Origin of the sequence: Pseudomonas knackmussii B13, assembly GCF_000689415.1 — a bacterium.
GTDB classification, from domain to species: Bacteria; Pseudomonadota; Gammaproteobacteria; order Pseudomonadales; family Pseudomonadaceae; genus Pseudomonas; species Pseudomonas knackmussii.
In genome coordinates this window covers 3,016,397-3,041,435 of record NZ_HG322950.1, presented here as the reverse complement: position 1 = coordinate 3,041,435, position 25,039 = coordinate 3,016,397, and the positions used below count along the sequence as shown (strand labels likewise).

20 protein-coding genes and 1 pseudogene are annotated in these 25,039 nt (G+C 65.1%); 13 read left to right on the top strand and 8 right to left on the bottom strand.

Features of this window, described 5'->3' with window-relative positions:
- Positions 1-156: 156 nt before the first annotated feature.
- A complete protein-coding gene (locus PKB_RS14330) occupies positions 157-1,833 on the bottom strand; it encodes an MFS transporter (protein WP_043252749.1) in 1,677 nt (558 codons plus the stop codon).
- Positions 1,834-2,210: 377 nt separating this feature from the next.
- Here PKB_RS14330 and ccsA point away from each other — a divergent pair, with 377 nt between their 5' ends.
- The 5 genes from ccsA to peaD all read left to right on the top strand — a co-directional run bounded on the left by ccsA (position 2,211) and on the right by peaD (position 9,160).
- Positions 2,211-4,412 (top strand): cytochrome c biogenesis protein CcsA, encoded by a 2,202-nt coding sequence (gene ccsA / locus PKB_RS14325; RefSeq protein ID WP_052355287.1) that lies wholly within the window; start codon positions 2,211-2,213, stop codon positions 4,410-4,412.
- Positions 4,413-4,613: 201 nt separating this feature from the next.
- Entirely contained in the window at positions 4,614-6,179 is a 1,566-nt protein-coding gene (gene peaA, locus PKB_RS14320; RefSeq protein ID WP_043257336.1) for a quinohemoprotein amine dehydrogenase subunit alpha, read from the top strand.
- 77 nt (positions 6,180-6,256) lie between these two features.
- Positions 6,257-7,687 carry a quinohemoprotein amine dehydrogenase maturation protein gene (gene peaB, locus PKB_RS14315; RefSeq protein ID WP_043252745.1) on the top strand — a complete coding sequence of 477 codons (1,431 nt, stop codon included), beginning with the start codon at positions 6,257-6,259 and terminating at the stop codon, positions 7,685-7,687.
- Between the two features lies 1 nt (position 7,688).
- On the top strand, positions 7,689-8,012 hold the full coding sequence (qhpC, locus tag PKB_RS14310; protein ID WP_043252743.1) for a quinohemoprotein amine dehydrogenase subunit gamma: 324 nt from the start codon (positions 7,689-7,691) through the stop codon (positions 8,010-8,012).
- Between the two features lie 68 nt (positions 8,013-8,080).
- Positions 8,081-9,160: a quinohemoprotein amine dehydrogenase subunit beta gene (gene peaD, locus PKB_RS14305; protein ID WP_408004243.1), complete on the top strand. Its 1,080-nt coding sequence runs from the start codon at positions 8,081-8,083 to the stop codon at positions 9,158-9,160.
- A gap of 43 nt (positions 9,161-9,203) precedes the next feature.
- Here peaD and PKB_RS30345 read toward each other — a convergent pair whose 3' ends face one another.
- The gene (locus PKB_RS30345; RefSeq protein WP_277914522.1) at positions 9,204-9,365 is read right to left on the bottom strand and encodes a PSPA7_2676 family Cys-rich small protein; all 162 of its coding nucleotides are present in this window, start codon (positions 9,363-9,365) and stop codon (positions 9,204-9,206) included.
- A 345-nt stretch (positions 9,366-9,710) separates the two neighbouring features.
- Between PKB_RS30345 and PKB_RS14300 the strand changes: the two genes are divergently transcribed.
- Together PKB_RS14300 and PKB_RS14295 are read left to right on the top strand one after the other, a co-directional pair.
- The gene (locus PKB_RS14300) at positions 9,711-10,517 is read left to right on the top strand and encodes an SDR family NAD(P)-dependent oxidoreductase (RefSeq protein WP_043252739.1); all 807 of its coding nucleotides are present in this window, start codon (positions 9,711-9,713) and stop codon (positions 10,515-10,517) included.
- A 205-nt stretch (positions 10,518-10,722) separates the two neighbouring features.
- On the top strand, positions 10,723-11,739 hold the full coding sequence (locus PKB_RS14295; RefSeq protein ID WP_043249792.1) for an IS110 family RNA-guided transposase: 1,017 nt from the start codon (positions 10,723-10,725) through the stop codon (positions 11,737-11,739).
- Positions 11,740-12,035: 296 nt separating this feature from the next.
- On the opposite strand, the gene PKB_RS14290 is transcribed toward PKB_RS14295, so the two are convergent.
- Positions 12,036-12,608 (bottom strand): TetR/AcrR family transcriptional regulator, encoded by a 573-nt coding sequence (locus PKB_RS14290; RefSeq protein WP_043252737.1) that lies wholly within the window; start codon positions 12,606-12,608, stop codon positions 12,036-12,038.
- A gap of 90 nt (positions 12,609-12,698) precedes the next feature.
- A complete protein-coding gene (locus tag PKB_RS14285; protein WP_043252735.1) occupies positions 12,699-13,616 on the bottom strand; it encodes a LysR family transcriptional regulator in 918 nt (305 codons plus the stop codon).
- Between the two features lie 294 nt (positions 13,617-13,910).
- Between PKB_RS14285 and PKB_RS14280 the strand changes: the two genes are divergently transcribed.
- The 3 genes from PKB_RS14280 to PKB_RS14270 all read left to right on the top strand — a co-directional run bounded on the left by PKB_RS14280 (position 13,911) and on the right by PKB_RS14270 (position 17,951).
- Positions 13,911-14,930, top strand: a complete 1,020-nt coding sequence (locus tag PKB_RS14280) for a zinc-dependent alcohol dehydrogenase family protein (protein WP_043252733.1) — start codon at positions 13,911-13,913, stop codon at positions 14,928-14,930.
- A 298-nt stretch (positions 14,931-15,228) separates the two neighbouring features.
- Positions 15,229-15,687: a (2Fe-2S)-binding protein gene (locus PKB_RS14275; RefSeq protein ID WP_043252731.1), complete on the top strand. Its 459-nt coding sequence runs from the start codon at positions 15,229-15,231 to the stop codon at positions 15,685-15,687.
- 11 nt (positions 15,688-15,698) lie between these two features.
- On the top strand, positions 15,699-17,951 hold the full coding sequence (locus PKB_RS14270) for a xanthine dehydrogenase family protein molybdopterin-binding subunit (RefSeq protein WP_043252728.1): 2,253 nt from the start codon (positions 15,699-15,701) through the stop codon (positions 17,949-17,951).
- 52 nt (positions 17,952-18,003) lie between these two features.
- Here the strand turns inward: PKB_RS14270 and ptrC are convergent, their stop codons facing one another.
- The gene (ptrC, locus tag PKB_RS14265; RefSeq protein WP_043252726.1) at positions 18,004-18,189 is read right to left on the bottom strand and encodes a type III secretion system co-regulatory protein PtrC; all 186 of its coding nucleotides are present in this window, start codon (positions 18,187-18,189) and stop codon (positions 18,004-18,006) included.
- 186 nt (positions 18,190-18,375) lie between these two features.
- Here ptrC and PKB_RS14260 point away from each other — a divergent pair, with 186 nt between their 5' ends.
- Positions 18,376-18,711, top strand: coding sequence for a ribonuclease E inhibitor RraB (locus PKB_RS14260; RefSeq protein ID WP_043252724.1), 336 nt, complete (start codon positions 18,376-18,378; stop codon positions 18,709-18,711).
- 145 nt (positions 18,712-18,856) lie between these two features.
- On the opposite strand, the gene PKB_RS14255 is transcribed toward PKB_RS14260, so the two are convergent.
- Complete coding sequence (locus PKB_RS14255; RefSeq protein ID WP_043252722.1) at positions 18,857-19,504, bottom strand: DsbA family oxidoreductase; 648 nt, start codon at positions 19,502-19,504, stop codon at positions 18,857-18,859.
- Between the two features lie 568 nt (positions 19,505-20,072).
- Between PKB_RS14255 and fusA the strand changes: the two genes are divergently transcribed.
- Positions 20,073-22,181: an elongation factor G gene (fusA, locus tag PKB_RS14250; RefSeq protein ID WP_043252720.1), complete on the top strand. Its 2,109-nt coding sequence runs from the start codon at positions 20,073-20,075 to the stop codon at positions 22,179-22,181.
- 47 nt (positions 22,182-22,228) lie between these two features.
- Here fusA and PKB_RS14245 read toward each other — a convergent pair.
- A pseudogene (locus tag PKB_RS14245) lies at positions 22,229-23,228 on the bottom strand (zinc-dependent alcohol dehydrogenase family protein).
- 113 nt (positions 23,229-23,341) lie between these two features.
- Between PKB_RS14245 and PKB_RS14240 the strand changes: the two are divergent.
- On the top strand, positions 23,342-24,250 hold the full coding sequence (locus PKB_RS14240) for a LysR family transcriptional regulator (protein WP_043252718.1): 909 nt from the start codon (positions 23,342-23,344) through the stop codon (positions 24,248-24,250).
- Here the strand turns inward: PKB_RS14240 and PKB_RS14235 are convergent.
- A complete protein-coding gene (locus tag PKB_RS14235) occupies positions 24,238-25,026 on the bottom strand; it encodes a carbon-nitrogen hydrolase family protein (RefSeq protein ID WP_043252716.1) in 789 nt (262 codons plus the stop codon). The two genes, PKB_RS14240 and PKB_RS14235, sit on opposite strands and share 13 nt — an antisense overlap.
- Positions 25,027-25,039: the final 13 nt, after the last annotated feature.

The following is a 25,039-nucleotide window of genomic DNA, read 5'->3' as shown; positions in this document are numbered from 1 at the left end:
CTTTCAAAAGTGCCTCGAGTCCCCGATCTAGAGGGCTTTCGGCTCGATCTCGGCGAATCGGCCCAGCCCGGGCTGTCGCAGCTTGCGACACCGCTGAGACAGCCGCAGACGAAACAGCCCGGTCGTGCCGGGCTGTTTTTTCGCAGGGGGAAAGGGTCAGGCGTGGTGGATTTCGCGGTCCTTGGTTTCGGGCAGGAACAGGGTGCCGATCACCGCCGTCATCAAGGCGACCACGATCGGATACCAGAGCCCGTAATAGATGTTGCCGGTGGCGGCGACCATCGCGAAGGCCACGGTCGGCAGGAAGCCGCCGAACCAGCCGTTGCCGATGTGGTAGGGCAGCGACATGGAGGTGTAGCGGATGCGTGCCGGGAACAGTTCCACCAGCCAGGCGGCGATGGGGCCGTAGACCATGGTCACGTAGATCACGAGCACGGTCAGCAGCAGGAGCACAGCCAGGTGGTTGATCTTCGCCGGGTCAGCTTTCTCCGGATAACCCGCTTCCTTGAGCGCACCGCCGAGCTGGCCGGTGAAGGCCTCGCTCTGCGCCTTGAAGTCCGCCGCGGCCAGGCCGCTGCCCTCGAACACCGGAATCACCTTGTCGCCCACATGCACCTGGGCGACGGCGCCGGGTTCGGCCTTGATGTTCTCGTAGGGGATGGCCTTCTTCGCCAACAGGCTCTTGGCGATGTCGCAGGAGCTGGTGAAGCGCGCCTTGCCCACCGGGTCGAACTGGAAGGAGCACTGCGTCGGGTCAGCCACGACGGTGACAGGGCTCTTCGCCTGGGCGACGAAGACATCCGGGTTACCGTACTGGGTCAGCGCATGGAAGATCGGGAAGTAGGTGGCCGCCGCGATCACGCAGCCGGCCATGATAATTTTCTTGCGGCCGATGCGGTCGGAGAGGCTGCCGAAGAAAATGAAGAAGGGCGTGCCGAGCAGCAGCGAGCCGGCGATGAGGAAGTTCGCCGTCTGCGGGTCGATCTTGAGGATCTGCAGCAGGAAGAACAACGCGTAGAACTGCCCGGTGTACCAGACCACCGCCTGCCCGGCGGTGCCGCCGAACAGCGCCAGGAGGACGATCTTCAGGTTGTCCCAGCGGGCGAAGGATTCGGTCAGCGGCGCCTTGGAGTCCTTGCCTTCGGCCTTGATGCGCAGGAACACGGGCGATTCGTTGAGCTGCAGGCGGATGTACACCGAGACGATCAGCAGCAGGATCGAGATCAGGAAGGGAATGCGCCAGCCCCAGGCTTCGAAGGCTTCGCTGCCCATCGCCGAACGGCAGGCCATGATCACCAGCAGCGAGAGGAACAGGCCCAGGGTCGCGGTGGTCTGGATCCACGCGGTGAACTGGCCGCGCTTTTTCTGCGGGGCGTGTTCGGCGACATAGGTGGCCGCGCCGCCGTATTCGCCGCCCAGCGCCAGGCCCTGTAGCAGGCGCAAGCTGATCAGGATGATCGGCGCCGCCACGCCACTGCTGGCGTAGCTGGGCAGCATCCCGACGATGGCGGTGGACAGGCCCATGATCACGATGGTGATGAGGAAGGTGTACTTGCGCCCGACCATGTCGCCGAGGCGGCCGAAGACGATGGCGCCGAAGGGGCGCACCGCGAAGCCGGCGGCGAAGGCGAGGAGGGCGAAGATGAAGGCGGTCGTTTCGTTGACGCCGGCGAAGAAGTGCTTGGCGATGATCGCCGCCAGCGAGCCGTAGAGGTAGAAGTCGTACCACTCGAAGACCGTACCGAGGGAGGAGGCGAAGATGACCTTGCGCTCCTCTGCCGTTACGCCCGGTGTGGGGGCCTTGCCCGCGGTGGGGCTGAATGTCTGCGCCATGTTCTTCTCCGTCTTGTTCTGCTGATGGGCCGGAGGTTCTTCACTGCCCTGGCCGTGCTCGGGCCCTGGGGCCGACTCGTCGGGATTCGGACTGCGCGAAGCGGGAATGCGGGCGGGCTTCATAACCGATCAATTCAGTCGGGTATTGATCAAGCATAACCGCCGATGGGGAGCTGTCCACTTGCCATCCCGGTGTGCTGTCTCAGCGCGCTTGCGACTGTCTCGATTTGCAACGCGACCAGGCCGGCCGCCGCCTTGCTGGCTTTTGACAAGTTGCTGAGCGGTCGAGGATTTCCGTCTTTGGCACGCAACCTGTAAGAGCGACCTTCCACCGCCGCGCCGGTGGCTATAACGATAAGGACTGCCGAGGTCGCGCCATGGAAAGAACCGTATCGCCTGTTGCGCAACGCCGTTGGCCAGCCGTGGGCTGGGCCGCTGCCGCGTCGTGCTGCGCCTTGCTCTGGCTGCTGCCTCAACTGGGTAACGCCTTGCTCTGGGGGTTGGCTGCGCTGATAGCGGCCGGTGCGCAGCGTGCGCAATGGCGCGGCAACTGCTGGAGGATCGCGGTGGGCGGCCTCTATGGCGCCTGCGTGGCGCTGGCTCTGCACCTGCTGGCCGACCATTTCCAGCTGCGTTATGCGTGGCTCTACAGCAGTGCCGCGCTGCCGGGCTATCTCAAGTTGTCGAACCTCTGGGGCGGCGACGAAGGCACCATCCTGCTGCTGGCGACCTTCTGCATGACCACCACGCTCGCCAGCGAGCGCCTGGCTGGCTGGGCTGGGCGCGGCAACGCCCTGATCGCCGCCTGGTACACGGCAACGGCAGCCTGGCTCGGCCCGTTCAGCGCGACGCCCGAGGCCTGGCTCGCGAGCCAGCCAAGCCAGGGCATGAACGCGCACCTGCAGATGATCTGGATGAGCTTCCATGCGCCGCTGATCCTCTGCGCCTACGCCTGGGCCCTGGCACCGGCCGGGGCCGCGCTGGGGGCCTTGCGCAAGGGCGATCCTGCGTACGCTGGCGTAGCTGCTGTCTATAGCCGGCGCGCCTGGCTGCTGCTCAGCGCCGGCATAGGCGCGGGCATGGTCTGGGCGATGGAGGACTTCACCTTCGGCCAGTTGTGGCACTGGGACCCGGTGCAGACTTCGGCGTTCGTCATCTGGGCGCTGCTCGGTGCGGTGCTGCACGGCGTGCGCCGCTGGCGGCCGGATGGGCGCCACCGGAGGCTGCTGCCGATGCTGAGCCTGCTCGCGGCGGCCATGGCCTGCGTCGCCATGACGGTTACGCGCAGCACCGTACTGGTGAGTTCCCACCGTTATATCGGCACCACGTCTTGGTTGAGCCATCTGCTACTGGCGGCGCTGCTCTTGATGTTCGCCGCCTGGCAGCTGATCTCCGGGCGCCGTGCACGCCAGGCCGGAACACGGCGCTCGGCGGCGGACTGGACGCTCGACGTGGCCATCTACCTGTTCGCCGGCAGCGCGCTCTTCGCCATTGGCGCGCTGGTTCAGGCGCACATCTACGAGTGGCTGGGCCTGCCGCGTCCGACGACGCTCAAGCCGTACTTCGAGATGCTGCTGCACTGGGCGACCACCGATGAGATCAACAGCCTGCGCAGTGCCTACAACCAATGGGACGTGGATGGCTACGGCCTGATCCGCTGGCTGCTGCCGCTGCTCTCGCTGCTCGGGCTGATCGGCGGCTACAGCTTCCTGCGACGCTGCGGGCGGCCGCGTATCGGCTTGCTCGCCACCGTGCTGATGGCGGCGTGCATGGGCTTCATCGCCTGGCATGGCGGCTGGCTGAACGCCGATTACAGCGGCGAGGGCATGCTGTCGCAGAACGTGGTGGAGGTCCTGCCCTGGCTGGACGCCGCGGTGCTCGGCGGCTTCTTCCTGATGGGCTCGTGCCTGCTGTGGTGCGTCGTCAGCCTTTGGCGCAGCCGGCGCCTGGGCAACCTGCGCTACAGCGGCGGCCTGGCGCTGGTGCATGGCGGGGCGGTGCTGGCGCTGGTGGGCGGGCTGACGGCGACGGCGCTCAACTCCTATCGGCAGGTAGTCATCCCTGCCGGCGCTTCTGTCGAGCAATGGCTGCCGGTGGCCGATGACATGCAGGTGCGTGTGCTGCCGGACCAGGTCGAGGAGAACTACTCGGGCTATCACGCGCTGGCGCGCGTCGAACTACGCGACGGCGGGCGGGTGCTAGCCGGGCACGCGCTGTTCCAGGACGGCCGTGGCCGGCCGCCTGCCTATCAGGGGCCAGTGCGCCAGCTCTGTGAGATTCTCGACTATCACTACGCGCGCTTCGCTTCGGATCGTGGCTATGTGTTGCACCCGTTCATCATCCGCGGCTGGAGCCGCGACCTGCAGGTCTGGGTGCCAGCTTCCACCAGCCTGCTGCGCAAGGGCGATAACGACAATGAGAGCCTGGTGGTGATCCGCCGCTATCCGTTGCTCTCGTGCGTCTGGCTCGGGTTGCTGCTGATGCTCGGCGGCGCGCTGTTGCTTCCGCCGGGCGGCGTTTTGCGAAGGGCCGACCATACTTCGTCCGAGGCGGCTGTCGCAGGGCTGTCTCAGAGTTAGACAGCTATCGCGAAATTAGACGCCGGTGCCGCCTGTCCGATTCCCCATCTACAAGCCGCAAGCCTGATGCGGCGGGGCTTTCGGTGGAGTGGCACACAACCTGCTAAACAGCTTGGGAGCACGACGGAACCCGCTGTTCGCCCATCGGTGGGCGCAGAACAATTTCAAAAAGAAGAATACCGAGGAGGCCTGATCTTGAAGATGACACGACTTCGGCACTACCTGGGCGCCGGAACCCAGGCCGCAATGGCCTGGGCCATCCAGCAACCAGCCCAAGCCGCCGATGGCCAGACCATCGTCAACGCGAAGTGCATGGCGTGCCACACGCCGGACGGCAACAATTCCCTGAGTCGCATCAGCCACCAGCGCAAGACGCCGGAAGGCTGGCTGGCGACCATCGCGCGGATGCAGCTGATGCACGGCTTGCAGATCAGTGACGACGAGCGCCGCGAAGTGGTCAAGTACCTCGCCGACAAGCAGGGCCTGGCGCCCAGCGAGACCGACGGCGTGCGCTACGCGATGGAACGTCGGCTCAATACCGTCGAGAAATTCGATACCCAGTTCGAGCAGATGTGTGCCCGTTGCCACTCCGGCGCGCGCATCGCCCTGCAGCGCCGCCCGGCGGCGGAATGGGAAAAACTCGTGAACTTCCACCTCGGCCACTGGCCGTCGCTGGAATACCAGGCCCTGTCGCGCGACCGCGACTGGTTCGACCTGGCGAAGAAGGAGATGGTCCCGGAACTGGCCAAGCGCTATCCGCTGGAGAGCAAGGCCTGGACCGACTGGGAAAAACATCGTCCGGACGCCAAGACCCTGGACGGCGCCTGGAGCTTCGCCGGGCACATGCCGGGTAAAGGCGACGTTTCCGGCGTGATGACCGTGGCCAGCAGCGGCGACGACCAGTTCAAGGTCAGCGTCAAAGGCAAGTACGCCGACGGCAGCGCTTTCGACGGTGAAGGCAGCGCGCTGCTGTACAACGGCTACGAATGGCGCGGCAACGTGAAGATCGGCGACGTGACCATGCGCCAGGTGTTCGCGGCCATGAAAGGCCAGATGCAAGGCCGCATGTTCGACAAGGCGCACGATGAGCGCGGCATCGACTTCGTCGCGGCGAAGGAAGGCACCAGCCAAGTCCTGGGCGTGCAGCCGGCCTACCTGAAGGCAGGCGAGGAAGCCGAAGTCGCGGTGATCGGCAGCGGCCTGAAAGGCAAGCCGTCGTTCGGCAAGGGCGTGCAGGTGGTATCGGTGGTTTCCGAAACCCCTGAGCGCGTGACCGTGAAGGTCAAGGCCGATGCTTCCGCGGTTGGTGCGCACGAGGTCAGCGTCGGCACCGCCAAGGGCGGCAGCTTCGCCGTCTACAAGGACGTCGCCGAAGTGAAGGTCGTCCCCGAACTGCTGGTGGCGCGTATCGGCGGCAACGGCGGCTCGACCCCGAAAGTGCAGGGCGCCTTCGACGCCGAGGCCTGGGGCAAGGGTGCCGACGGCAAGCCGTTCCGCATCGGCGTGTTCCCCGCCAAGTGGAGCGTCGAGCCCTTCGACGACCGCGCCAAGGAAGACGGCGACGTCAAGTTCGCCGGCGTGATGGATGCCGACAGCGGGGTCTTCACCCCGGGCGATGCCGGTCCCAACCCCCAACGCAAGATGATGACCAACAACGCCGGCAACCTGAAGGTGGTGGCTGCGGTGGACGACGCCGGTCAGACGCACAAGGGCGAAGGCCACATGTACGTCACCGTGCAGCGCTGGAACAACCCGCCCATCCCATGATCCGGGGTGGGATGAACTGAACGCATGAACCCCCGCCCGCCGGGCGGGGCGTACCAAGCAAGTTCCGGGAGGTCGCCATGGGCGCCATCTTGAATCTGGTCGAACGCAACCTGCATGAAGTGCAGGTGGACGCCGACCGCCTGTTGTTCCACATCCCCAGCTCCTCGCTGTTCGCCAGTGACGAGTTGACCGGCGGGATCATCGATGCCCTGCGCGGGCACGCCTGCTCGCCGGAAGAGCTGACCCAGCGCCTGGCCGGGCGCTTCGAGGCCAACGAGATCGACGAGACCCTGCGCGAGCTGATCGCGCTGGAGCTGGTCAGCGACGGCTCGCCGCTGACGCCTGAGATCGCCCTGAAGAAGGTCGATCGCACGGCGCTCAACACCGTGGTGCTGAACGTCAACACCGGCTGCAACCTCAGCTGCACCTACTGCTACAAGGAAGACCTGGACAAGCCTTCGGCCGGCAAGAAGATGGGCGCGGAAACCGCGGAGGCCTCGGTGGAGATGCTGCTCAAGGAATCGCCCGACGAGAAGCGCTACACCGTGGTGTTCTTCGGTGGCGAGCCGCTGTCCAACCGCCCGCTGATCGAGCACATGGTGGATTACTGCGAGCGCCGCTTCGGCGAGCTGGGCAAGCAGGTGGAGTTCGTCATGACCACCAACGCGACCCTGCTCACCGAGGAGATCATCGACTACCTCAACGCGCATCGCTTCGGTCTGTCCGTCAGCATCGACGGGCCGAAGACCGTGCACGACCGCAACCGCATCACCGTGGGCGGGCAGGGCACCTATGACGTGGTGCGGCGCAAGGCCGACATGCTGCTGTCGCGCTACAACAGCCGCCCGGTCGGCGCGCGGGTGACCCTGACCACCGGCGTCACCGACGTCGAGACGATCTGGAATCACCTGTTCAACGAGATGGGCTTCGCCGAAGTCGGCTTCGCCCCGGTGACCTCCGGTGATATCAGCAGCTACAACCTGACCACCGAGGAGCTGCACGAGGTCTTCGCCAACATGAAGGCCCTGGGTCGTCGCTACCTGGCCGAAGCGCTGGAAGGCCGTAACATCGGCTTCTCCAACCTGCACCAGCTGATCACCGACATCCACGAAGGGCAGAAGAAGGCCCTGCCGTGCGGCGCCGGATTGAAGATGCTGGCGGTCGACCACAAGGGCGAGCTGAACCTCTGCCACCGTTTCACCGGTTCGTCGCTGCCGACCTTTGGCAACGTCCACGAAGGGGTGAAGCAGGCCGAGCTCAATGACTTCCTCTCGCAACGCCTGGATCGCACCGACACCGGCTGCGCCAGCTGCCGCATCCGCAACCTCTGCTCCGGCGGCTGCTACCACGAGAGCTACGCGCGCTACGGCGATCCAGCGCACCCCACCTACCACTACTGCGAACTGATGAGGGATTGGGTCGACTTCGGCATCGAGGTCTACAGCCGGATCATGGCGGCTAACCCCAGCTTCATCGACCGCCACATCACTCCGCGGAAGGCGCACTGACATGAAACATCTGAAGCCGATCAACAACAAAGCACAGAAGCTGGAACAGGCGGCCGCCGAGGATCGCATCGAGGACGTGGTGGCGATGAACTCGGTCGCAGGCTGCGCCTCGACCACCGACCCGGGCTGGGAAATCGACGTGTTCGGTGGCGTGTCTTCCCTCTGCCAGCCGATGGAAGCGGACCTCTACGGTTGCTCCGACCCTTGCTGGTGGCCAGCCCAGGTGCCGGACATGATGAGCACCTACCCGAACTGGAACAAGGATGCGCAGGCCTCGGCCGAGGACTGGCGCAACCTGGGCACCGTCTTCCCGGACGACAAATGAGCGGACAGAAGAACAAGAGGAAAAACTGCATGTCCAGAAAAGCATTCACCGCCGTCCTGGGCGGAATCATGGCCGCCGGCGCGCTTCAGGCGTACGCGGCCGACGAGGGCAAGGCGCTGGAGGCCGGCCATGAGTACATGGTCACCGCCAACTATCCGGACAACCTGCACGTCGTCGACCTGCAGTCCGACAAGCTGTTCAAGACCTGCAAGGTCCCCGGTGCCTTCGGCCCGGGCGTGATCCAGCTGTCGCCGGACAAGAAGATCGCCTACATCCTCAACAACCACTACGCCGACATCTACGGCGTGCAGCTCGACGACTGCAAGGCGGTGTTCCACGCCACCATCGCGCAGCAGCCGGGTGAGAACGCGAAGGCGATGTTCGCCATGACCGTCAGCCATGACGGCAAGGAGGTCTACGCGATCGCCAACCCGACCAAGATCCTCAGCGACCATTACGAAGTCCAGCAGCCACGCCTGCAGGTATATGCCGCCGACGGTGGCATGGATGCCAAGCCGATCCGTACCTTCCCGGCCCCGCGCCAGCTGACCATCATGCAGACCGGCGACGACGGCACCCTGTACGTGGCCGGCCCGGACATCTACAAGGTCGACGTGAAGACCGGCAAGTTCGACGTGGCGATCCCGAGCCGCAACTGGAAGCGCCCGAACTACGCGCCGCCAGATGTGCTCTACGTGTGGGACCAGCAGACCTACAGCCGTGACTTCACCCTGCTGTACACCACCGCGCGGTTCAAGGACGCCAAGCAGGACCCGGCCACCGCCGATTTCCTCTACGGCTACTTCAACGTCAACCTGGCCACCGGCAAGACCGAGACCACCGATTTCGGTCCGGTCACCGAGGTGTACTTCAGCGCCATGCGCTCGCCGACCGATTCCAACCTGATCTACGGCGTGCTCAACCGGCTGACCAAGTACGACATCAAGGAGCAGAAGCTGCTGGCCGCGGCCAACCTCGACCACTCGTACTACTGCATCAACCTCAACAAGACCGGCAAGAAGATCTATCTCAGCGGTACGCTGCACGATATCGCCATCTTCGACGCCGATAGCCTCAAACCCATGGGCAAGATCGAACTGCCCGGCGGTGACATGGCCATCACCAACAGCCAGGTCTTCATCCGCTGAAGAACGCAGGCGCCGCCGCCCGGCGGCGCCTGGCTGTCCCTCCTCAGGAACCGGAGTCGGAAACGTCCGCCTCCGGTTCTTCCACGCTCAGGTAGCGCTGAGCGCCGCAATGACTGCAGCGTTGGTAGATCATCGGCATTCCGCCGACGTGGGCGAGCACGCCTTCGCTCCATTGGCATCCCAGGAAAAAGCAGCGCAATCGCATGCGACCTCCCGTCGGGACCCGGTCCCGACCTGGTGAACAGGCAGAGGTGTGAACGATGCCTCCGGGCTTGTTCTTGTCTGGAGACGGTCGCCGTCGAGCATCCTCCCGGCGCTCTAGAATGGGCAATCTAAACCCGCTGAGCCACGTATGGCGGAGCTTCTGGCTGTCATCCGGGGAATCCTTAAACCGCTGGTCGGGCGTCGAAAAAGGCGCAGCGACGACGGTTGACAGAAAAGATTATGAGCATAATATTCGCCACAGAGATGACGGTCGTAATTTAAATGCGCCGCTGTCCTTTCCTGACCCATGCAGCAGCCGGACCCTGCCGGCGCAACGGAGAAGACCATGAGTTCCAACAGCAAGCTCGGCCGTGCCCTGATCACCGGCGCTTCCTCGGGAATCGGCGCAACCTACGCGCAGCGTCTTGCCAGCCAGGGTTATGACCTGCTGCTGGTAGCCCGCGACCAGGCCCGCCTGGCCGACTTGGCCGAGCGCCTGCAAGGCGAGTACGGCATCGATGTGGCGGTGCTGCCGGCGGACCTGACCCGCCGCGAAGACCGTGCCCGCGTCGAGTCTCGCCTGGCCGAGGATGCGAGCATCAGCCTGCTGCTGAACAACGCCGGCGTGGCCATGAACGGCACCTTGGTCGAGTCCGACCTGGACCGGCTGGAAAGCATGATCGAGCTCAACGTCGTCGCTGTAGCCCGACTTGCCGGCGTAGCGGCCAAGGCGTTCACCGAGCGTGGGCGCGGCACCATCATCAATGTCGCCTCGGTGCTGGCACTGGCTCCGGAAATGTTCAACGGCGCCTACAGCGGCACCAAGGCCTTCGTGCTCAACCAGAGCCTGTCGATGCACCAGGAGCTGTCCCCGGCCGGCATCCGAGTGCAGGTAGTGCTGCCGGGCGCGACCCGCACCGAAATATGGGATCGCTCCGGCACCGGTATCGAGAACCTGCCCGAAGCCATGCTGATGGAGGTCGGACACATGGTCGACGCGGCGCTTGCCGGTCTGGCGCAAGGCGAGGTGGTGACCATCCCGGCGCTGCCCGACGCGACCGATTTCGACGCCTTCACCCAGGCCCGCCACAAGCTCGGCCCGAACCTGTCGCTGCGCCTGCCGGCGGAGCGTTATGGCGTGAAAGCCGACTGATTCCTTCCGCGCAAAGACAAACGCCCCGGCCGGTGCCGGGGCGTTTTCGTTTGCGGCTTGTGGCGAATAACCGCTACGCGGTTATTCGCCGTACGGGGTCGAGTGTCGCTCGTCTTCTCGTAGGGCAATGAAATGGACTCCTCCCTCCTACGGCGTCAAGCGCCAGACTGATGGTGTAGCCACAAGTCCCGGAGGGGGAGTCAGCATGAACATTAGTCGCGTTGGTCTGGATCTGGCAAAGCAGGTATTTCAGGTGCACGGCGTCGATAGCCACGAGCGCGTGGTGTGCCGGCGGCAGCTCAAGCGGGCGCAGATGCTGGATTTCTTTCGCCAGCTGGCACCCTGCCTGGTGGCGATGGAGGCCTGCGGCAGTGCGCACTATTGGGCGCGAGAGCTGCAGGGGCTGGGGCACGAGGTCCGCTTGATTGCACCGCAGTTCGTCAAACCTTACGTCAAGGGTGACAAACACGATGCCCACGATGCCGAAGCGATCTGCGAGGCGGCCAGCCGTCCGAGCATGCGCTTTGTGCCGGTGAAGAGTGCGCAGCAGCAGGCCGGGCAGTCCGTGCATCGCATTCGCAGCCGTCTGGTCCGGGCCCGTACGGCACTGTGCAACGAAATTCGCGGCTTGCTCGGCGAATTCGGCCTGGTCGCCAGCCGACGCGGGCGCGCGGCGACGGTCGAACTGCTCGAGACGGTCACCGCTGCCGAGCCGGTGCCCTTGCCGGCGCCGATGGGCGAGTTGTTGAGCGGCTTGAAAGAGGAGTTGCAGGCGCTGGATGCCCGCATCGAGCGACTGGAGCGAGTGATCAAGCGCAGTGCGCGCGAGGATGCGCGCATCCAGCGCCTGCTGGCCGTGGAAGGCATCGGCCCGCTCACCGCCAGCGCGGTGGTGGCAGCGGTCGGCGATGCCCGGCAATTCCGCACGGCGCGTCAGTTCGCGGCCTGGCTGGGCCTGGTGCCACGGCAACACTCCACGGGCGGGCAGCAGCGCCTGGGCGGGATCACCAAGCGTGGCGATACCTACCTGCGCACCCTGTTCACCCATGGCTCCCGCTCGGTCGTACGCTGTTGCGCCAACAAGACCGATGCTCGCAGTCGCTGGCTGCAAGGCCTGTTGCAACGATGCAATGCCAACGCCGTCGCCGTTGCCCTGGCCAACAAGAATGCCCGGATCGTCTGGGCCCTGCTCAGTCGGGAAACCACCTACCAACCCGCCTGAGCGTTACCGGCAACACCGCTGTAGAAACGCTCCACCACGATTGCACAGTGAATGGCATTGATGACGAACCGGTCGAACCGGCCTGTATGAAACCTGGGTTATCCGCGGGCTCCCTGCTGCCGTGAAGCAAAGCCGTTAGGGCGATCAGACATACAGGCGCGCATTTCATCAGGGCTCGGGAGCTGCCACACCGCTCCATGAAGCCGGATATACGGACGCAGTCGTACCTAGGTTCGAAATCCCCGCCAAACACTGGCAAACCGGGAGGAGTCCATATACGAATAACCCGTAAGGGGTTATGCGCCGGTGTTGCCTGGCAGCTCGCGCTTCAGATAGCGCTTGGTGCTTTCCAGAAGGCGCTCCGACAGCGCCTTGTCCGCCACGCTGCGCGACAGCACCAGGGCGCCGACCAGGGCGGAGAGGGTGGCGATGGCCTGGTCCGGGTCATGGTCGGCGGGCAGCGCGTTCTCGATCATCTCCAGGCGGTTGCGCACCGATTGGTCGGTGGTCGGGCTCGGCTGGCCGCGGGCGCCCAGTTCCGCGCTGAGGGTGGGGAAAGGGCAGCCGCTTTCCGGGTGATCGCGGTGCGCCTCGGAGAGGTAGCGGTCGATGAACTGCGGCAGCGGGTCCGGACCCTCGAAACTCTTGCGGGAAACCTCGCGCAGTTGCTCGGCGGCGGCCTGCAAGGCGATCTCGACCAGTTCGTCCTTCGACTTGAAGTGCGCATAGAAGCCGCCGTGGGTCAGGCCCAGAGCCTTCATCAGTGTCTGCAGCCCTGTGGCCTCGACGCCTTCGCGGCGGAAGCGGCGGGAGGCTTCGTCGATGATTTTCTGGCGGGTCTGCGCCTTGTGATCTTCGGGGTAGCGCATGGGCGGACTCCTCGGTCGAATGACATGCTGCCCGTCATTCTAACTCGAAAGTCCGCGCCCGCGTTGATCGCGGGCAAGTCGGGGAGGGAATCAGTTCAGGCTGTCGGGATCGCCGACGAACATGCTGATGCGCGAACGCAGCCAGCGCTCGGCCGGATCGTTGTCCTGGGCGCCGCGCCAGACCATCGAAAGCTCCGCAGGGCGCGGGGTGAAGGGCGGCTCGTCGGCGCGCAGGCCGCCGGCAGCGGTCAGCGCCAGGGCGGCGTAGTCGGGCACGGTGGCGATCAGGTCGGTACCGGCGAGCAGCGCACCGAGGCCGTTGAACTGCGGCACAGCCAGCACCACCTGGCGCTTGCGTTCGAGGGTGGCGAGCTGCTCGTCGACGAAGCCTTCGAGGTCGCCAGCGTAGGAAACCATGGCGTGCGGCCGGGTGCAGTAATCGTCGAGGGTGATGGCGCCGGGCACCGAGTCGGCGCGCAGTACCCGCCATTTGCTGCGACGCAGGGTCTTGCGCTTGGCGTTGGCCGGCAGCTCGTCGGTGTAGCTGACGCCCACGGAAATCTCGCCGGAAGCCAGCAATTGCGGCATCAGCAGGTAGTTGGCGCGGCGTACCACCAGGACGATGCCGGGGGCTTCGGAGCGCAGCCGGCGCAGCAGGGCGGGCAACAGGCCGAATTCGACATCATCCGAGAGGCCGATGCGGAATACTGCCTTGCTCGTGGCAGGATCGAAGTCGGCGGCGCGGCTGAGCGCGGTGGAGATGGAGTCCAGGGCCGGCGACAGGTGACCGAAGATCTCCTGCGCCCGTGCGGTCGGCTCCATGCTGCGGCCGGTGCGGACGAACAGGGGGTCGTCGAACAGGCTGCGCAGGCGCGCCAGGGCCGCGCTGATCGCCGGCTGGCCGAGGAACAGCTTCTCGGCGGCGCGGGTCACGCTGCGCTCGTGCATGAGCGTTTCGAAGACGATCAACAGGTTGAGGTCAACCTTGCGTAGGTCGTTGCGGTTCATGGAGGCTCCCTGGCGATGGGGGGAAAAGTGAAGCGCGACGCGTCTGACGTCAAGGTCTGACAGATAAGTCCTTGATCATTTTCCGCATTCTTCCTTAGCAAGACGCGCTTCTGCCGGTATTCTTCCCACAATGTGCTGGTCCTTTTTCGGACGCTGTCTTGCGTTCCGGCCCACATGCGCAGCCATCGGCCGAATCATCGGCATTTATGTCGACTATCGATGGCGGTAGGTAGCAAGCACAAGAAAGCCCGGATAGAGTCCGTGGCTATAAAGCACTACAAGGCGAGGTATGTGATGTCCCGCATGATCCGTTTCCACCAGTTTGGTGATGCCTCGGTTCTCAAGCTCGAGGAAGTTCCGACTCCGCAACCGGGGCCGGACGAAGTCCTGATCCGCACGCAGGCGCTCGGCGTCAGCTGGCGCGACGTGCTCTGGCGACAGAACCTGGCCCCCGACCAGGCGAAACTGCCGGCTGGCATTGGCTATGAAGTAGCCGGTGTCGTCGAGGCCGTGGGCAAGAATGTCACCGACCTGGAACCCGGCATGGCCGTGGCCAGCTTCCCAGCCGACTCGCCGAACCTGTATCCGGCCTGGGGCGATCACGTGCTGATGCCGCGCACCTCGCTGACCCGTTATCCGGAAGTGCTGAGCCCGGTCGAGGCGTCGGTGCACTACACCGGCCTGCTGTATGCCTACTTCGCGTTCGTCGAGCTGGCCAAGCTGCAGCCCGGGCAGACTGTGCTGATCACCGAAGCCGGCCATTGCCTGGCGCCGCAGTCGGTGCAACTGGCCAAGGCGCTCGGCGCCAAGGTGATCGCCACCACCAGTCACGAAGACTCCCGTGCCTTCATCCGCAGCCTGGGTGCCGACAAGATCATCTACACCGAGGAACAGGACCTGGTCCTGGAAGTCGAGCGCTTCACCGAGGGCAAGGGCGTCGAGGTGATCCTCGACCAGTGCGCCGGTCCGCAGATGAAGCTGCTGGGTGACGTGGCCGCACAGCGCGGCAAGCTTATCCTCTACGGCATCAACGGCGGCAACGACGCAGCCTTCCCGGCCTGCGCGGCCTTCAAGAAGCACCTGCAGTTCTATCGTCACTGCGTGCTGGACTTCACCGGGCAGCCGGAAATCGGCCTGACCCGCAACGACGAAGCGGTACAGCGCGCGCTGCTGGCGATCAACCAGATGACGGCCGACCAGTTGCTCAAGCCGAACGTCGACAAGGTCTTCGATTTCGCCCAGTACCGTGACGCCAGCTACTACATGGAAACCTGTCCGGGCGGTGGGCGAGTGGCGATGAAAGTCGCCGACTGATTCCTCGATGCCGCACCGAACGAAGCCACTCCCCGGAGTGGCTTCGTCGTTTCTGCGGGTCTGCTCTTCGTAGGAGCGACTTTCTCGCGAAGCCCCAGCCGGCTTTTTCGCGAGCAAGCTCGCTCCTACAGTCGCCCGGACAGGATCAGGCAATTCGCCGCAGGACCGGGCAAACCGTTCGGCGCCTTTTCGCCTTATCTTTCCGGCAATCGGCCGGGCCCGGACCTAGGCTGAACCCATTCACGCGCCGCGGCTCCGCTGGCGCTCGATCCAGCACCCTGCAGAGGTGAAACGCCTGATGATCAAGTTAACCCTCAACGGCAAGGACCACGAATTCGACGCGCCCGGCGAAATGCCGCTGCTCTGGGCATTGCGCGACGTGGCTCTGCTCACCGGCACCAAGTACGGCTGCGGCATGGCGCTGTGCGGCGCCTGCACCGTGCATGTCGATGGCCAACCCACGCGCTCTTGCGTGACGCCGCTGGCGTCCGTGGCCGGCAAGAAGATAACCACCATCGAGGCGGTGGCCGAGCAACCTGCCGGCAAGGCCGTGCAGGAGGCCTGGCGCAAGCTGGACGTTGTGCAATGCGGCTACTGCCAGTCCGGCCAGGTCATGTCGGCCACCGCGCTGCTGGCGAGCAACAAGTCGCCCAGCGATGCCGATATCGATGGCGCCATGAGCGGCAACATCTGCCGCTGCGCCACCTACGTGCGCATCCGCGCGGCCATCCACGAAGCGGCCAAGAGCCTGGCCTGAGGAGGCGCGAAATGAGCGAATTGCAGACCTCCCTCGGCGAGCCGGAAGACAGCGCCGGCGGCATTCACAACGTCAGTCGCCGGCATTTCCTGCGTGGCGCAGGCGGATTGGCCCTGGGCATCTATTTCGCCCCGCTGTTGGGGCGCTTCGGCGTGGCGGAAGCGGCTGCCAAGCCCTTCGAGCCGAACGCATTCGTGCGCATCACCCCCGACGGCATGGTTACGGTCATCGCCAAGCACGTGGAAATGGGGCAGGGCAGCTACACCGGCCTGGCCACGTTGCTGGCCGAGGAGCTGGACGCCGACTGGAGCCACGTCGTCGTCGAAGGCGCGCCGGCCGATGCCAAGCGCTACGCGAACCTGGCCTTCGGCACCCTGCAGGGCACCGGTGGCAGCAGCGCCATGGCCAACTCTTTCGAGCAGATGCGCAAGGCTGGTGCCACTGCGCGCGCCATGCTGGTCGCCGCTGCAGCGCAGCAATGGAAGGTGCCGGCGGAGCAGATCGAGGTTCATCAGGGCGTTGTCGAGCACAAGGCCTCCGGGCACAAGGCCGGTTTCGGCCAGTTGGCCGAGGCGGCGGCGAAGCAGGCGGTGCCGAGCGAGGTGAAGCTCAAGGACCCGAAGGATTTCGTCCTCATCGGCCAGCAACAGTTGCCGCGCAAGGACACCCCCGACAAGACCGACGGAAAGGCGCACTTCACCCAGGACGTGCACCTGCCGGGCATGCTGGTTGCGGTGGCGGCGCATCCGCCGCGCTTCGGCGGCGTGCCGAAGAAGGTCGATGCAAGCAAGGCGAAGGCGGTGCCCGGCGTGGTCGCGGTGGTCGAGTTCCCCGGCAGCGAGCGGCGTTTCGCCGGCGTGGCCGTGCTGGCGAAGAACACCTGGGCGGCGCGCCAGGGCCGCGATGCGCTGCAGGTCGAATGGGACGAGAGCAAGGCATTCCGCCTGGGCAGCGAGGAGATATTCGCCAAGTACCACGAGCTGGCCGGCAAGCCGGGTCTGGTGGCCCGCAACGAAGGCGACGCCGCCAAGGCGCTGGAGAACCCGGCCAAGACCATCGAGGCCGAGTTCCGTTTCCCCTATCTGGCGCACGCATCGATGGAGCCGCTGAACTGCGTGGTCAAGCTCTCTGACGGCGCCTGCGAGATCTGGAACGGCGAGCAGTGGCAGACCGGCGACCAGATGGCGGTGGGGCAGTTGCTCGGCATCCCGCTGGAGAAGGTGTCCATCACCCAGCTGTACGCCGGCGGCAGTTTCGGCCGGCGCGCCAATCCGCAATCGGACTATGTGCTGGAAGCGGTGTCGATCGCCAAGGCCGCGCGCGAGCAGGGCCACAAGGTGCCCATCAAGATGGTCTGGACCCGCGAGGACGACACCCGCGGCGGCTACTACCGCCCGGCCTTCCTGCATACCGCGCGCCTGGCCCTGGACGCCAACGGCAACCTGGTGGGCTGGCAGCAGCATCTGGTTGGCCAGTCGTTCCTGGTCGGCACACCCTTCGAGAAGGTGCTGGTCAAGGACGGCATCGACCAGGTCGCCGTGGAGGGCGCGGCGGATCTTCCCTATGCGGTGCCGAACCTGCGGGTCGAGCAATCCCTGGCCGAAGGCATAGGCGTGCCCACGCAGTGGTGGCGCTCTGTGGGCCATACGCACACGGCCTACTCGACGGAAACCCTGATCGACGAAGCCGCGACCCTGGCCGGCAAGGACCCCTACGAGTACCGCCGCGCGCTGCTGGACAAGCATCCGCGCCACCTCGGCACGCTCGACCTGGTAGCCGACAAGGCCGGCTGGAAGCAACCGCTGGCGGCCGGTGCCGAGGGCGAGAAGCGAGGCCGCGGGATCGCCGTGCACGAATCCTTCGGCAGCTTTGTCGCCCAGGTGGTGGAGGTCACGGTGAAGGCCGACAAGAGCTTCAAGGTCGATCGCGTAGTGTGTGCGGTGGATTGCGGCCTGGCGATCAACCCTGACGTGATCCGCGCACAGATGGAGGGCGGCATCGGCTTCGGCCTGGCGATGGCGCTGCACAGCGCCATCACCCTCAAGGATGGCGTGGTGGAGCAATCCAACTTCCACGACTTCCAGGTCCTGCGGATGAACGAGATGCCGGCGGTCGAAGTGCATATAGTGCCTTCTGCCGAGGCCCCGACCGGGGTAGGCGAGCCGGGTGTACCGCCGTTGGCACCGGCACTGGCCAATGCCCTGGCGGCGGCGACCGGCAAGCGCATTCGCAATCTGCCCATCGCCAATCAGCTGCAGGCCTGAAATGCGCACAGCCCGCTTCCCTGGGGGAAGCGGGCTGCGTCGTTACGGGTATTCAGGCGGCCTGGCGAATCAACTCGCGCAGTGCGCGGCGTTCATCCGGCAGGGTCGGCGCTTCGCGCAGCACCAGTTCACCGTCGGCATCCTCGAAAGCCACCTGGGTCTCGAAGTGCAGGCTCATCTCGTCCAGCGTGATGTAGGTGATGCGGTAGGCCTCGTGGCCTTGGGCGTCGTCGTTCATGGCAGGGGCCCTCGCGGTTCGTAGGGCGATGATGCGGCGAGGCGCCGCAGGGCAGAAGTGAACGCGCGTGATGGTCGATATCAGCGTTAGCGATGCAGTGAGAAATCGGGCGCGCGCGCGCCACTCCGTTTATCCTTGTAGGCATGCGCCCGGCTGGGCGTACTTTCCCTTGATTGGAGCAGTGACATGACCCGCGACAAGCAACTTTTCCCGGACGACGAGATCGGCGACGCCCTCTGGGCCCTGCAAGAGGATGGCGAGGATCTTTCGTTCGAGCGCGAAGTGGAGTTCGCCGTGATCTTCCCGGACGAACAGGCGGCGCTGGATTTTGCAATCATGCTGCTGCAGAACGGCCAGAAGGTGGCCTACTCGGAGTATGACGGCGACGAGAAACTGCCCTGGCAGGTTCTGGCCTACCCGGTGATGGAGCCGAGCCACGAGAACATCAGCGGCTACGAGCAGCTGCTGGCCGAGCACTCGGAGCCGCTGGGCGGCAAGACCGACGGCTGGTCGGCGCTCTAAGCGCTTTCCAGGTGTGAAAAAGCCGGGGCAGGTCCCCGGCTTTTTTGTGCGCGCCGCCCGCTCCCGTAGGAGCGGATCTCATCCGCGATATCCCGGTAGAAGCGGGCCATGCCGGCAATTCGCGGACAAGGTCCGCTCATACACCTCAGGCCTTGCAGGCCACCTGCCGCAGCGCCTGCTCGTAGTAATCCGCCGATTGCGCCCCGGAAATCAGCTGGCGGCCGTCGATGATCACCGCCGGCACCGCGCGGATGCCATGGCTGGTGAAGAACTCCTCTTCCTCGATCACTTCGCTGGCGTAGGCGTCGCTGTCGAGGATTTCGCGGGTGCGTACCGGGTCCAGCCCTACAGCGGTGGCCAGGTCCAGCAGCACCTCGGCATCGCTGATGTTGCGACCCTCGCCGAAATAGGCGTGGAGCATGGCCTGTTTCAGCGCCAGGCCGCGATGCTGCTCGCTGGCCCAGTGCAGCAGGCGGTGGGCATTGAAGGTGTTGTAGATGCGGTTGCGCTTGTGCAGGTCGAAGTGGAAACCCACCTCGGCACCGAAATCACGGATGCGTTGGTGATTGCCGGCGATCTCCTCGATGCTGCCGCCGTACTTGCGCTGCAGGTGCTCGACCAGGTCCTCGCCCTCGGCCGCCATGTCGGCGTTCAGCTCGAACGGCTTGATGTGCAGTTCGACCTCCACCTCGGACTCGACGCGGCGAATGGCCTCCAGCAGACCGGTCAGGCCGATGGCGCACCAGGGGCAGACCACGTCGGAGACGAAATCGAGGGAAATGGTGGCGCGCATGGCAGAGCTCTCCGGCAGAAAGGGCAGGCATCAAGCATGGACCCAGGAGTGCCGGGGAATCCAGCGCAGTCGCCTGGGCTGGCGAAGCTGTGTGATTTTGATTCTAGATTGTAAGTGTAAAGCATTGATAATTAACGAGTTAGAGTTTTCTAGAAATTACTTTAACTGGGTAGCACCGCTGTCCGTCCAATCGCTTGAATGTCAGGGCGTTCGGCTGTGGCAAGCCAATCAATAGTGAATCCTTATTCTAGAAAAGATTCATAAAATATTGATTCTAAAAGACTGTTATTTGAGTGAATCGCTAGGCGTGGCCGCCGAGCCGGATAGGGGCGCCATGCTTTGGCGCATTGCCGGCAAAGCACCAGGGCAATAGCCGAGCGCCCCCTTCGCAAGCAGCCGGTCGGGGGCTGCGTCGGGAGTGGAAAGCCGCACTGGAATTGCCACGCAGACGCGCTAACGTGAGCCTGTCCCGAATGAAATTTCCGAAGGTTGGCGGTCTTCAACGGGGCCTCCCGCGGGGACCCGAGGTCGTCGAAGTCTCAGTCATTCAGCAGATACGGAGCAGATCATGGCTCGCACCACGCCCATCGAGCTTTATCGCAACATCGGCATAGTCGCGCACGTGGACGCCGGCAAGACCACCACCACCGAGCGCATCCTTTTCTACACCGGCGTCAATCACAAGATGGGCGAGGTGCACGACGGCGCGGCGACCATGGACTGGATGGTGCAGGAGCAGGAGCGTGGGATTACCATCACCTCGGCCGCCACCACCGCCTTCTGGCAGGGCTCGACCAAGCAGTACCCACACAAATACCGCTTCAACATCATCGACACCCCCGGCCACGTCGACTTCACCATCGAGGTGGAGCGTTCGCTGCGCGTGCTCGATGGTGCCGTGGTGGTGTTCAGCGGTGCCGACGGGGTCGAGCCGCAGTCCGAGACGGTGTGGCGCCAGGCCAACAAGTACCACGTGCCGCGCCTGGCCTACGTGAACAAGATGGACCGCCAGGGCGCCGACTTCCTGCGCGTGGTCGCGCAGATCAAGCAGCGCCTGGGGCACACGCCGGTGCCTATCCAGCTGGCGATAGGTGCCGAAGAGAACTTCAACGGGCAGATCGACCTGGTGAAGATGAAGGCCATCTACTGGAATGACGACGACCAAGGCACCAGCTACCGCGAGGAAGACATCCCCGCCGAGCTGCAGCCGCTGGCCGAGGAATGGCGCGCACACATGATCGAGGCCGCCGCCGAAGCCAACGAGGAACTGATGAACAAGTACCTCGAAGGCGAGGAACTGAGCCTGGAGGAAATCAAGGCCGGCCTGCGCCAGCGTACCCTGGCCAACGAGATCGTTCCGGCGGTGCTCGGCTCATCCTTCAAGAACAAGGGCGTGCCGCTGGTGCTCGACGCGGTGATCGACTATCTGCCGGCCCCCTCGGAGATCCCGGCGATCAAGGGCACCCACCCGGACGACGAGGAAAAGCACGACGAACGCCATGCCGACGACGGCGAGCCGTTCTCGTCGCTGGCCTTCAAGATCGCCACCGACCCCTTCGTCGGCACCCTGACCTTCGCCCGCGTGTATTCCGGCGTGCTGACTTCCGGCGATGCGGTACTCAATTCGGTGAAGGGCAAGAAGGAACGCGTCGGGCGGATGGTGCAGATGCACGCGAACCAGCGCGAGGAGATCAAGGAGGTACGCGCCGGTGACATCGCCGCGCTGATCGGCATGAAGGACGTCACCACCGGCGACACCCTGTGCGACCTCAACAAGCCGATCATCCTCGAACGCATGGACTTCCCCGATCCGGTGATCTCGGTGGCGGTGGAGCCCAAGACCAAGGCCGACCAGGAGAAGATGGGCATCGCCCTGTCCAAGCTGGCCCAGGAGGACCCGTCGTTCCGCGTGAAGACCGACGAGGAGACCGGGCAGACGATCATTTCCGGGATGGGCGAGCTGCACCTGGACATCATCGTCGACCGCATGCGCCGCGAGTTCAACGTCGAAGCCAACATCGGCAAGCCGCAGGTGGCCTACCGCGAAGCGATCCGCAAGAAGTGCGAGATCGAAGGCAAGTTCGTCCGCCAGTCCGGTGGGCGTGGGCAGTTCGGCCATTGCTGGATTCGCTTCGAGCCCGGCGAAGAGGGCAAGGACGGCCTGGAGTTCGTCAACGAGGTGGTCGGCGGGGTGATCCCGCGCGAGTTCATCCCGGCGATCCAGAAGGGCATCGAGGAACAGATGCAGAACGGCGTGCTCGCCGGTTATCCGCTGATCGGCCTGAAAGCCACGGTGTTCGACGGCTCCTACCACGACGTCGATTCCAGCGAGATGGCCTTCAAGATCGCCGCCTCCATGGCCACCAAGCAGCTCTCGCAGAAGGGTGGCGCGGTACTGCTGGAGCCGGTGATGAAGGTCGAGGTGGTGACGCCGGAGGACTACATGGGCGACGTGATGGGCGACCTGAACCGCCGGCGCGGCCTGATCCAGGGCATGGAGGAGACGCCTGCGGGCAAGGTGATCCGTGCCGAGGTGCCGCTGGGCGAGATGTTCGGCTATGCCACCGACGTGCGCTCCATGTCCCAGGGGCGGGCGAGCTACTCGATGGAGTTCACCAAGTACGCGGAGGCGCCGGCGAGCATCGCCGAGGCCATCGTCAAGAAGAACAACGGCTGACCGGACGTCGTGGTCACAAGGGCGCCTTCGGGCGCCCTTGTCGTTGCTCAGATATCGACCACCACCTTGCCCCGGGCTTCACCACGCAGGACTCGCTGATGGGCAGCCTCGGCGTCGTCGAGGGAAAAGCGTTGCTCATCCAGGCGCACCCGCAGCTCGCCGGCATCGACCCGTTGGGCGATCGCGGCGAGGATCTCGCCGTGGTGTGCCGCGTTGCGCCCGCTGAGCAGCGGTAGCAGGGTGAAAACGCCCGAGTAGCTGGCGCCGCGGAAGGACAGGGGGGCCAGTTTGTGTTCGCCCCAACCCAGGCAGCTGACCACATACCCGGAGTAGTAGCGGGCAGCGGCGAAGGCGGCATCAAGCGTGGCTCCACCGACGGTGTCGTAGACGATGTCGAAGCCTTCGCCCTCGGTCAGCCGCTGCACATACTGCTCCACGGTTTCGTCACGGTAATCGATGGGGCTCGCACCCAGCGCCTCGATGGATTCGCGCTGGGCAGCCGAGCCGGTTGCAAAGACCTCGGCACCGAAGGCGCGCGCCAGTTGTACGACGATATGACCAACGCCGCCTGCGCCGCCATGCACCAGAACCTTGTGCCCGACCCCGACCCGTGCGCGGTCCACCAGGCCCTCCCAGGCGGTGATGGCGATCAGGGGCAGGGCGGCAGCCTCGCGCATCGACAGGCTGGCGGGTTTGCGTGCGAGCAGGCCGGGCGTCCACGGCAACGTATTCCGCCAGCGAGCCCTGGCGGCCGCCGATACCGCTGGCCATGCCGTAGACCTCGTCGCCTGGGGCGAAAGTGGTGACACCTGCACCGATCGCCTCGACCACGCCGGCCAGGTCCATGCCCAGAACCGCCGGCAGCGGTTGCCGTGCGTGGGCGCCTTGCCCGGCGCGGATCTTCAGGTCCAGCGGGTTGACGCCGCTGGCATGCACGCGCACCAGCACTTCACCGGCCGCAGCTTGCGGGCGAGGCAGTCGAACCGGTTGCAGTGGGCCGCCGGGTTGGGCGACGAGTTGGGCGCGCATGCTGGTCGAAGGGTTCATGGTCGTGCTCCGTCGAGGGGTGTGGGACTATTCTCCGGCGTCTCTCTCATGCCGATAAGACACCTAATCGCTATAGTTGGCATTCCATATCGGCATGAGTTGGAGTCACCTCCATGGATCGCCAGGAAGCCATGCGAATCTTTGTCCGGGTAGTTGAACGCGGAAGCTTTTCCGCCGTCGCACGTGAGTTGGGCAGCAGCCAGCCGAACATCAGCAAGCAGATTCGCGCGCTGGAACAGGCTCTCGGTGGAAGCCTGCTGGCACGGAGCACGCGCAGCCTGTCGCTGACAGACGAAGGGCAGCGCTATTACGCCTATTGTCGGCAGATTCTGGCCGCGGTGGATGCAGCCGAGCGCAGTTTCCAGAGTGGCCGCGAAGCGGTGGCCGGGGCCCTGCGGATCGCCTCTTCGGTGAGTTTCGGCCGTGCGCAGATCGCGACCTGTTTGCCGGCGTTCCTCGAGCACTATCCCCAGGTGCGGGTCGAGTTGCAGCTCAGCGATCGCAACGAGGACCTGTTGGGTGAGGGCGTGGACGTAGCTGTCCGCATCGGCGAGTTGCGCGACAGCAACCTTGTGGGCCGCTCGCTGGGGACGCTCTCGCGGGCGCTGCTGGCATCGCCGGCGTACCTGGAACGCCATGGCGAGCCGGAGACGCCAGAGGCCCTTCGGCAACACAACTGCCTGGTCTTCAGCCAGCTGGCCGACCACCATCGCTGGCGCTTGCGAAGTGGCGAGCGGCAGGTTTCGGTGAGCGTCAGCGGCAATGTATCGAGCAACAATTCGGAGGCCATTCGCGAGTTGGTGCTGGCCGGGCAAGGCATCTCGCTGTCGCCGCTCTGGGCGTTTCGCGCCGATGTGGAGGCAGGTCGGGTCCGGCTGATCCTGCCGGCGTGGCGGCCGGAGGCGTTGCCGATCCATGTGCTGTATCCGCCTAACCGGCGGCAGTCGGCGCGAGTGCTCGCCTTCGTCGAATTCCTTGGCGAGCACCTGCAGCAGGGGGCGGTACTGGATCAGGGGCGATAGAGCATCGGCCGGCGTAGCCGCAGGTAGCTGAAGCCTTCGCGAACCATCGCGATGCGCTCAGGCTCCAGATCGGCGATCAGCAGTTGCTCCGGCTCGCGAGCGCGGGCAAGGATCTGGCCGTCCGGCGCGACCACGCAGCTGAGCCCGCAGTAGTCCAGCTCGCCTTCGGGGCCCTGGAAGTTCGCGTAGGCGAGGAACACCTGGTTCTCGTAGGCGCGGCAGGGCACCACCACTTCCGGCACGAACTCGTAGGGACGCATGTTGGCCGTCGGCACCAGCACCAGGTCGGCGCCGGCCAGCGCCAGGGTACGCACCGCTTCGGGGAATTCGACGTCGAAGCAGATCAGCAGGCCGAGCTTCCAGCCATCCAGCTCGAACAGCGCCGGCGGCTCGTCGGAAGGGCTGAACTGACTGTTGTCGAGGTCGCCGTAGAGGTGCGTCTTGCGGTAGTTGGCATGGCGTTCGCCGTGGCGGTCGATCAACTGCACGCTGTTGAAGGGCGCGCCGGCCGGGTTGTGTTCCGGGTAGCCGTAGAGGATGCCCAGGCGGTTTTCCCGGGCGATCTCGGCGATCGCCTGGGCGGTGCTGCCGGCGGCGTCCTCGGCGAGTTCGGCGACCCGCGCCGCGCCGATGTTGTAGCCGCTGACGAACATTTCCGGGCAGACCAACAGATCCACCGACTGGGCGGCCGCGCGTTGCGCGGCCTCCCGCAGCCGGCGCAGGTTGCCGGCGAGGTCATCGGGCCCGGGTGGGCACTGGTAGAGGGCAAGGCGCATGGCGCTCACTCCT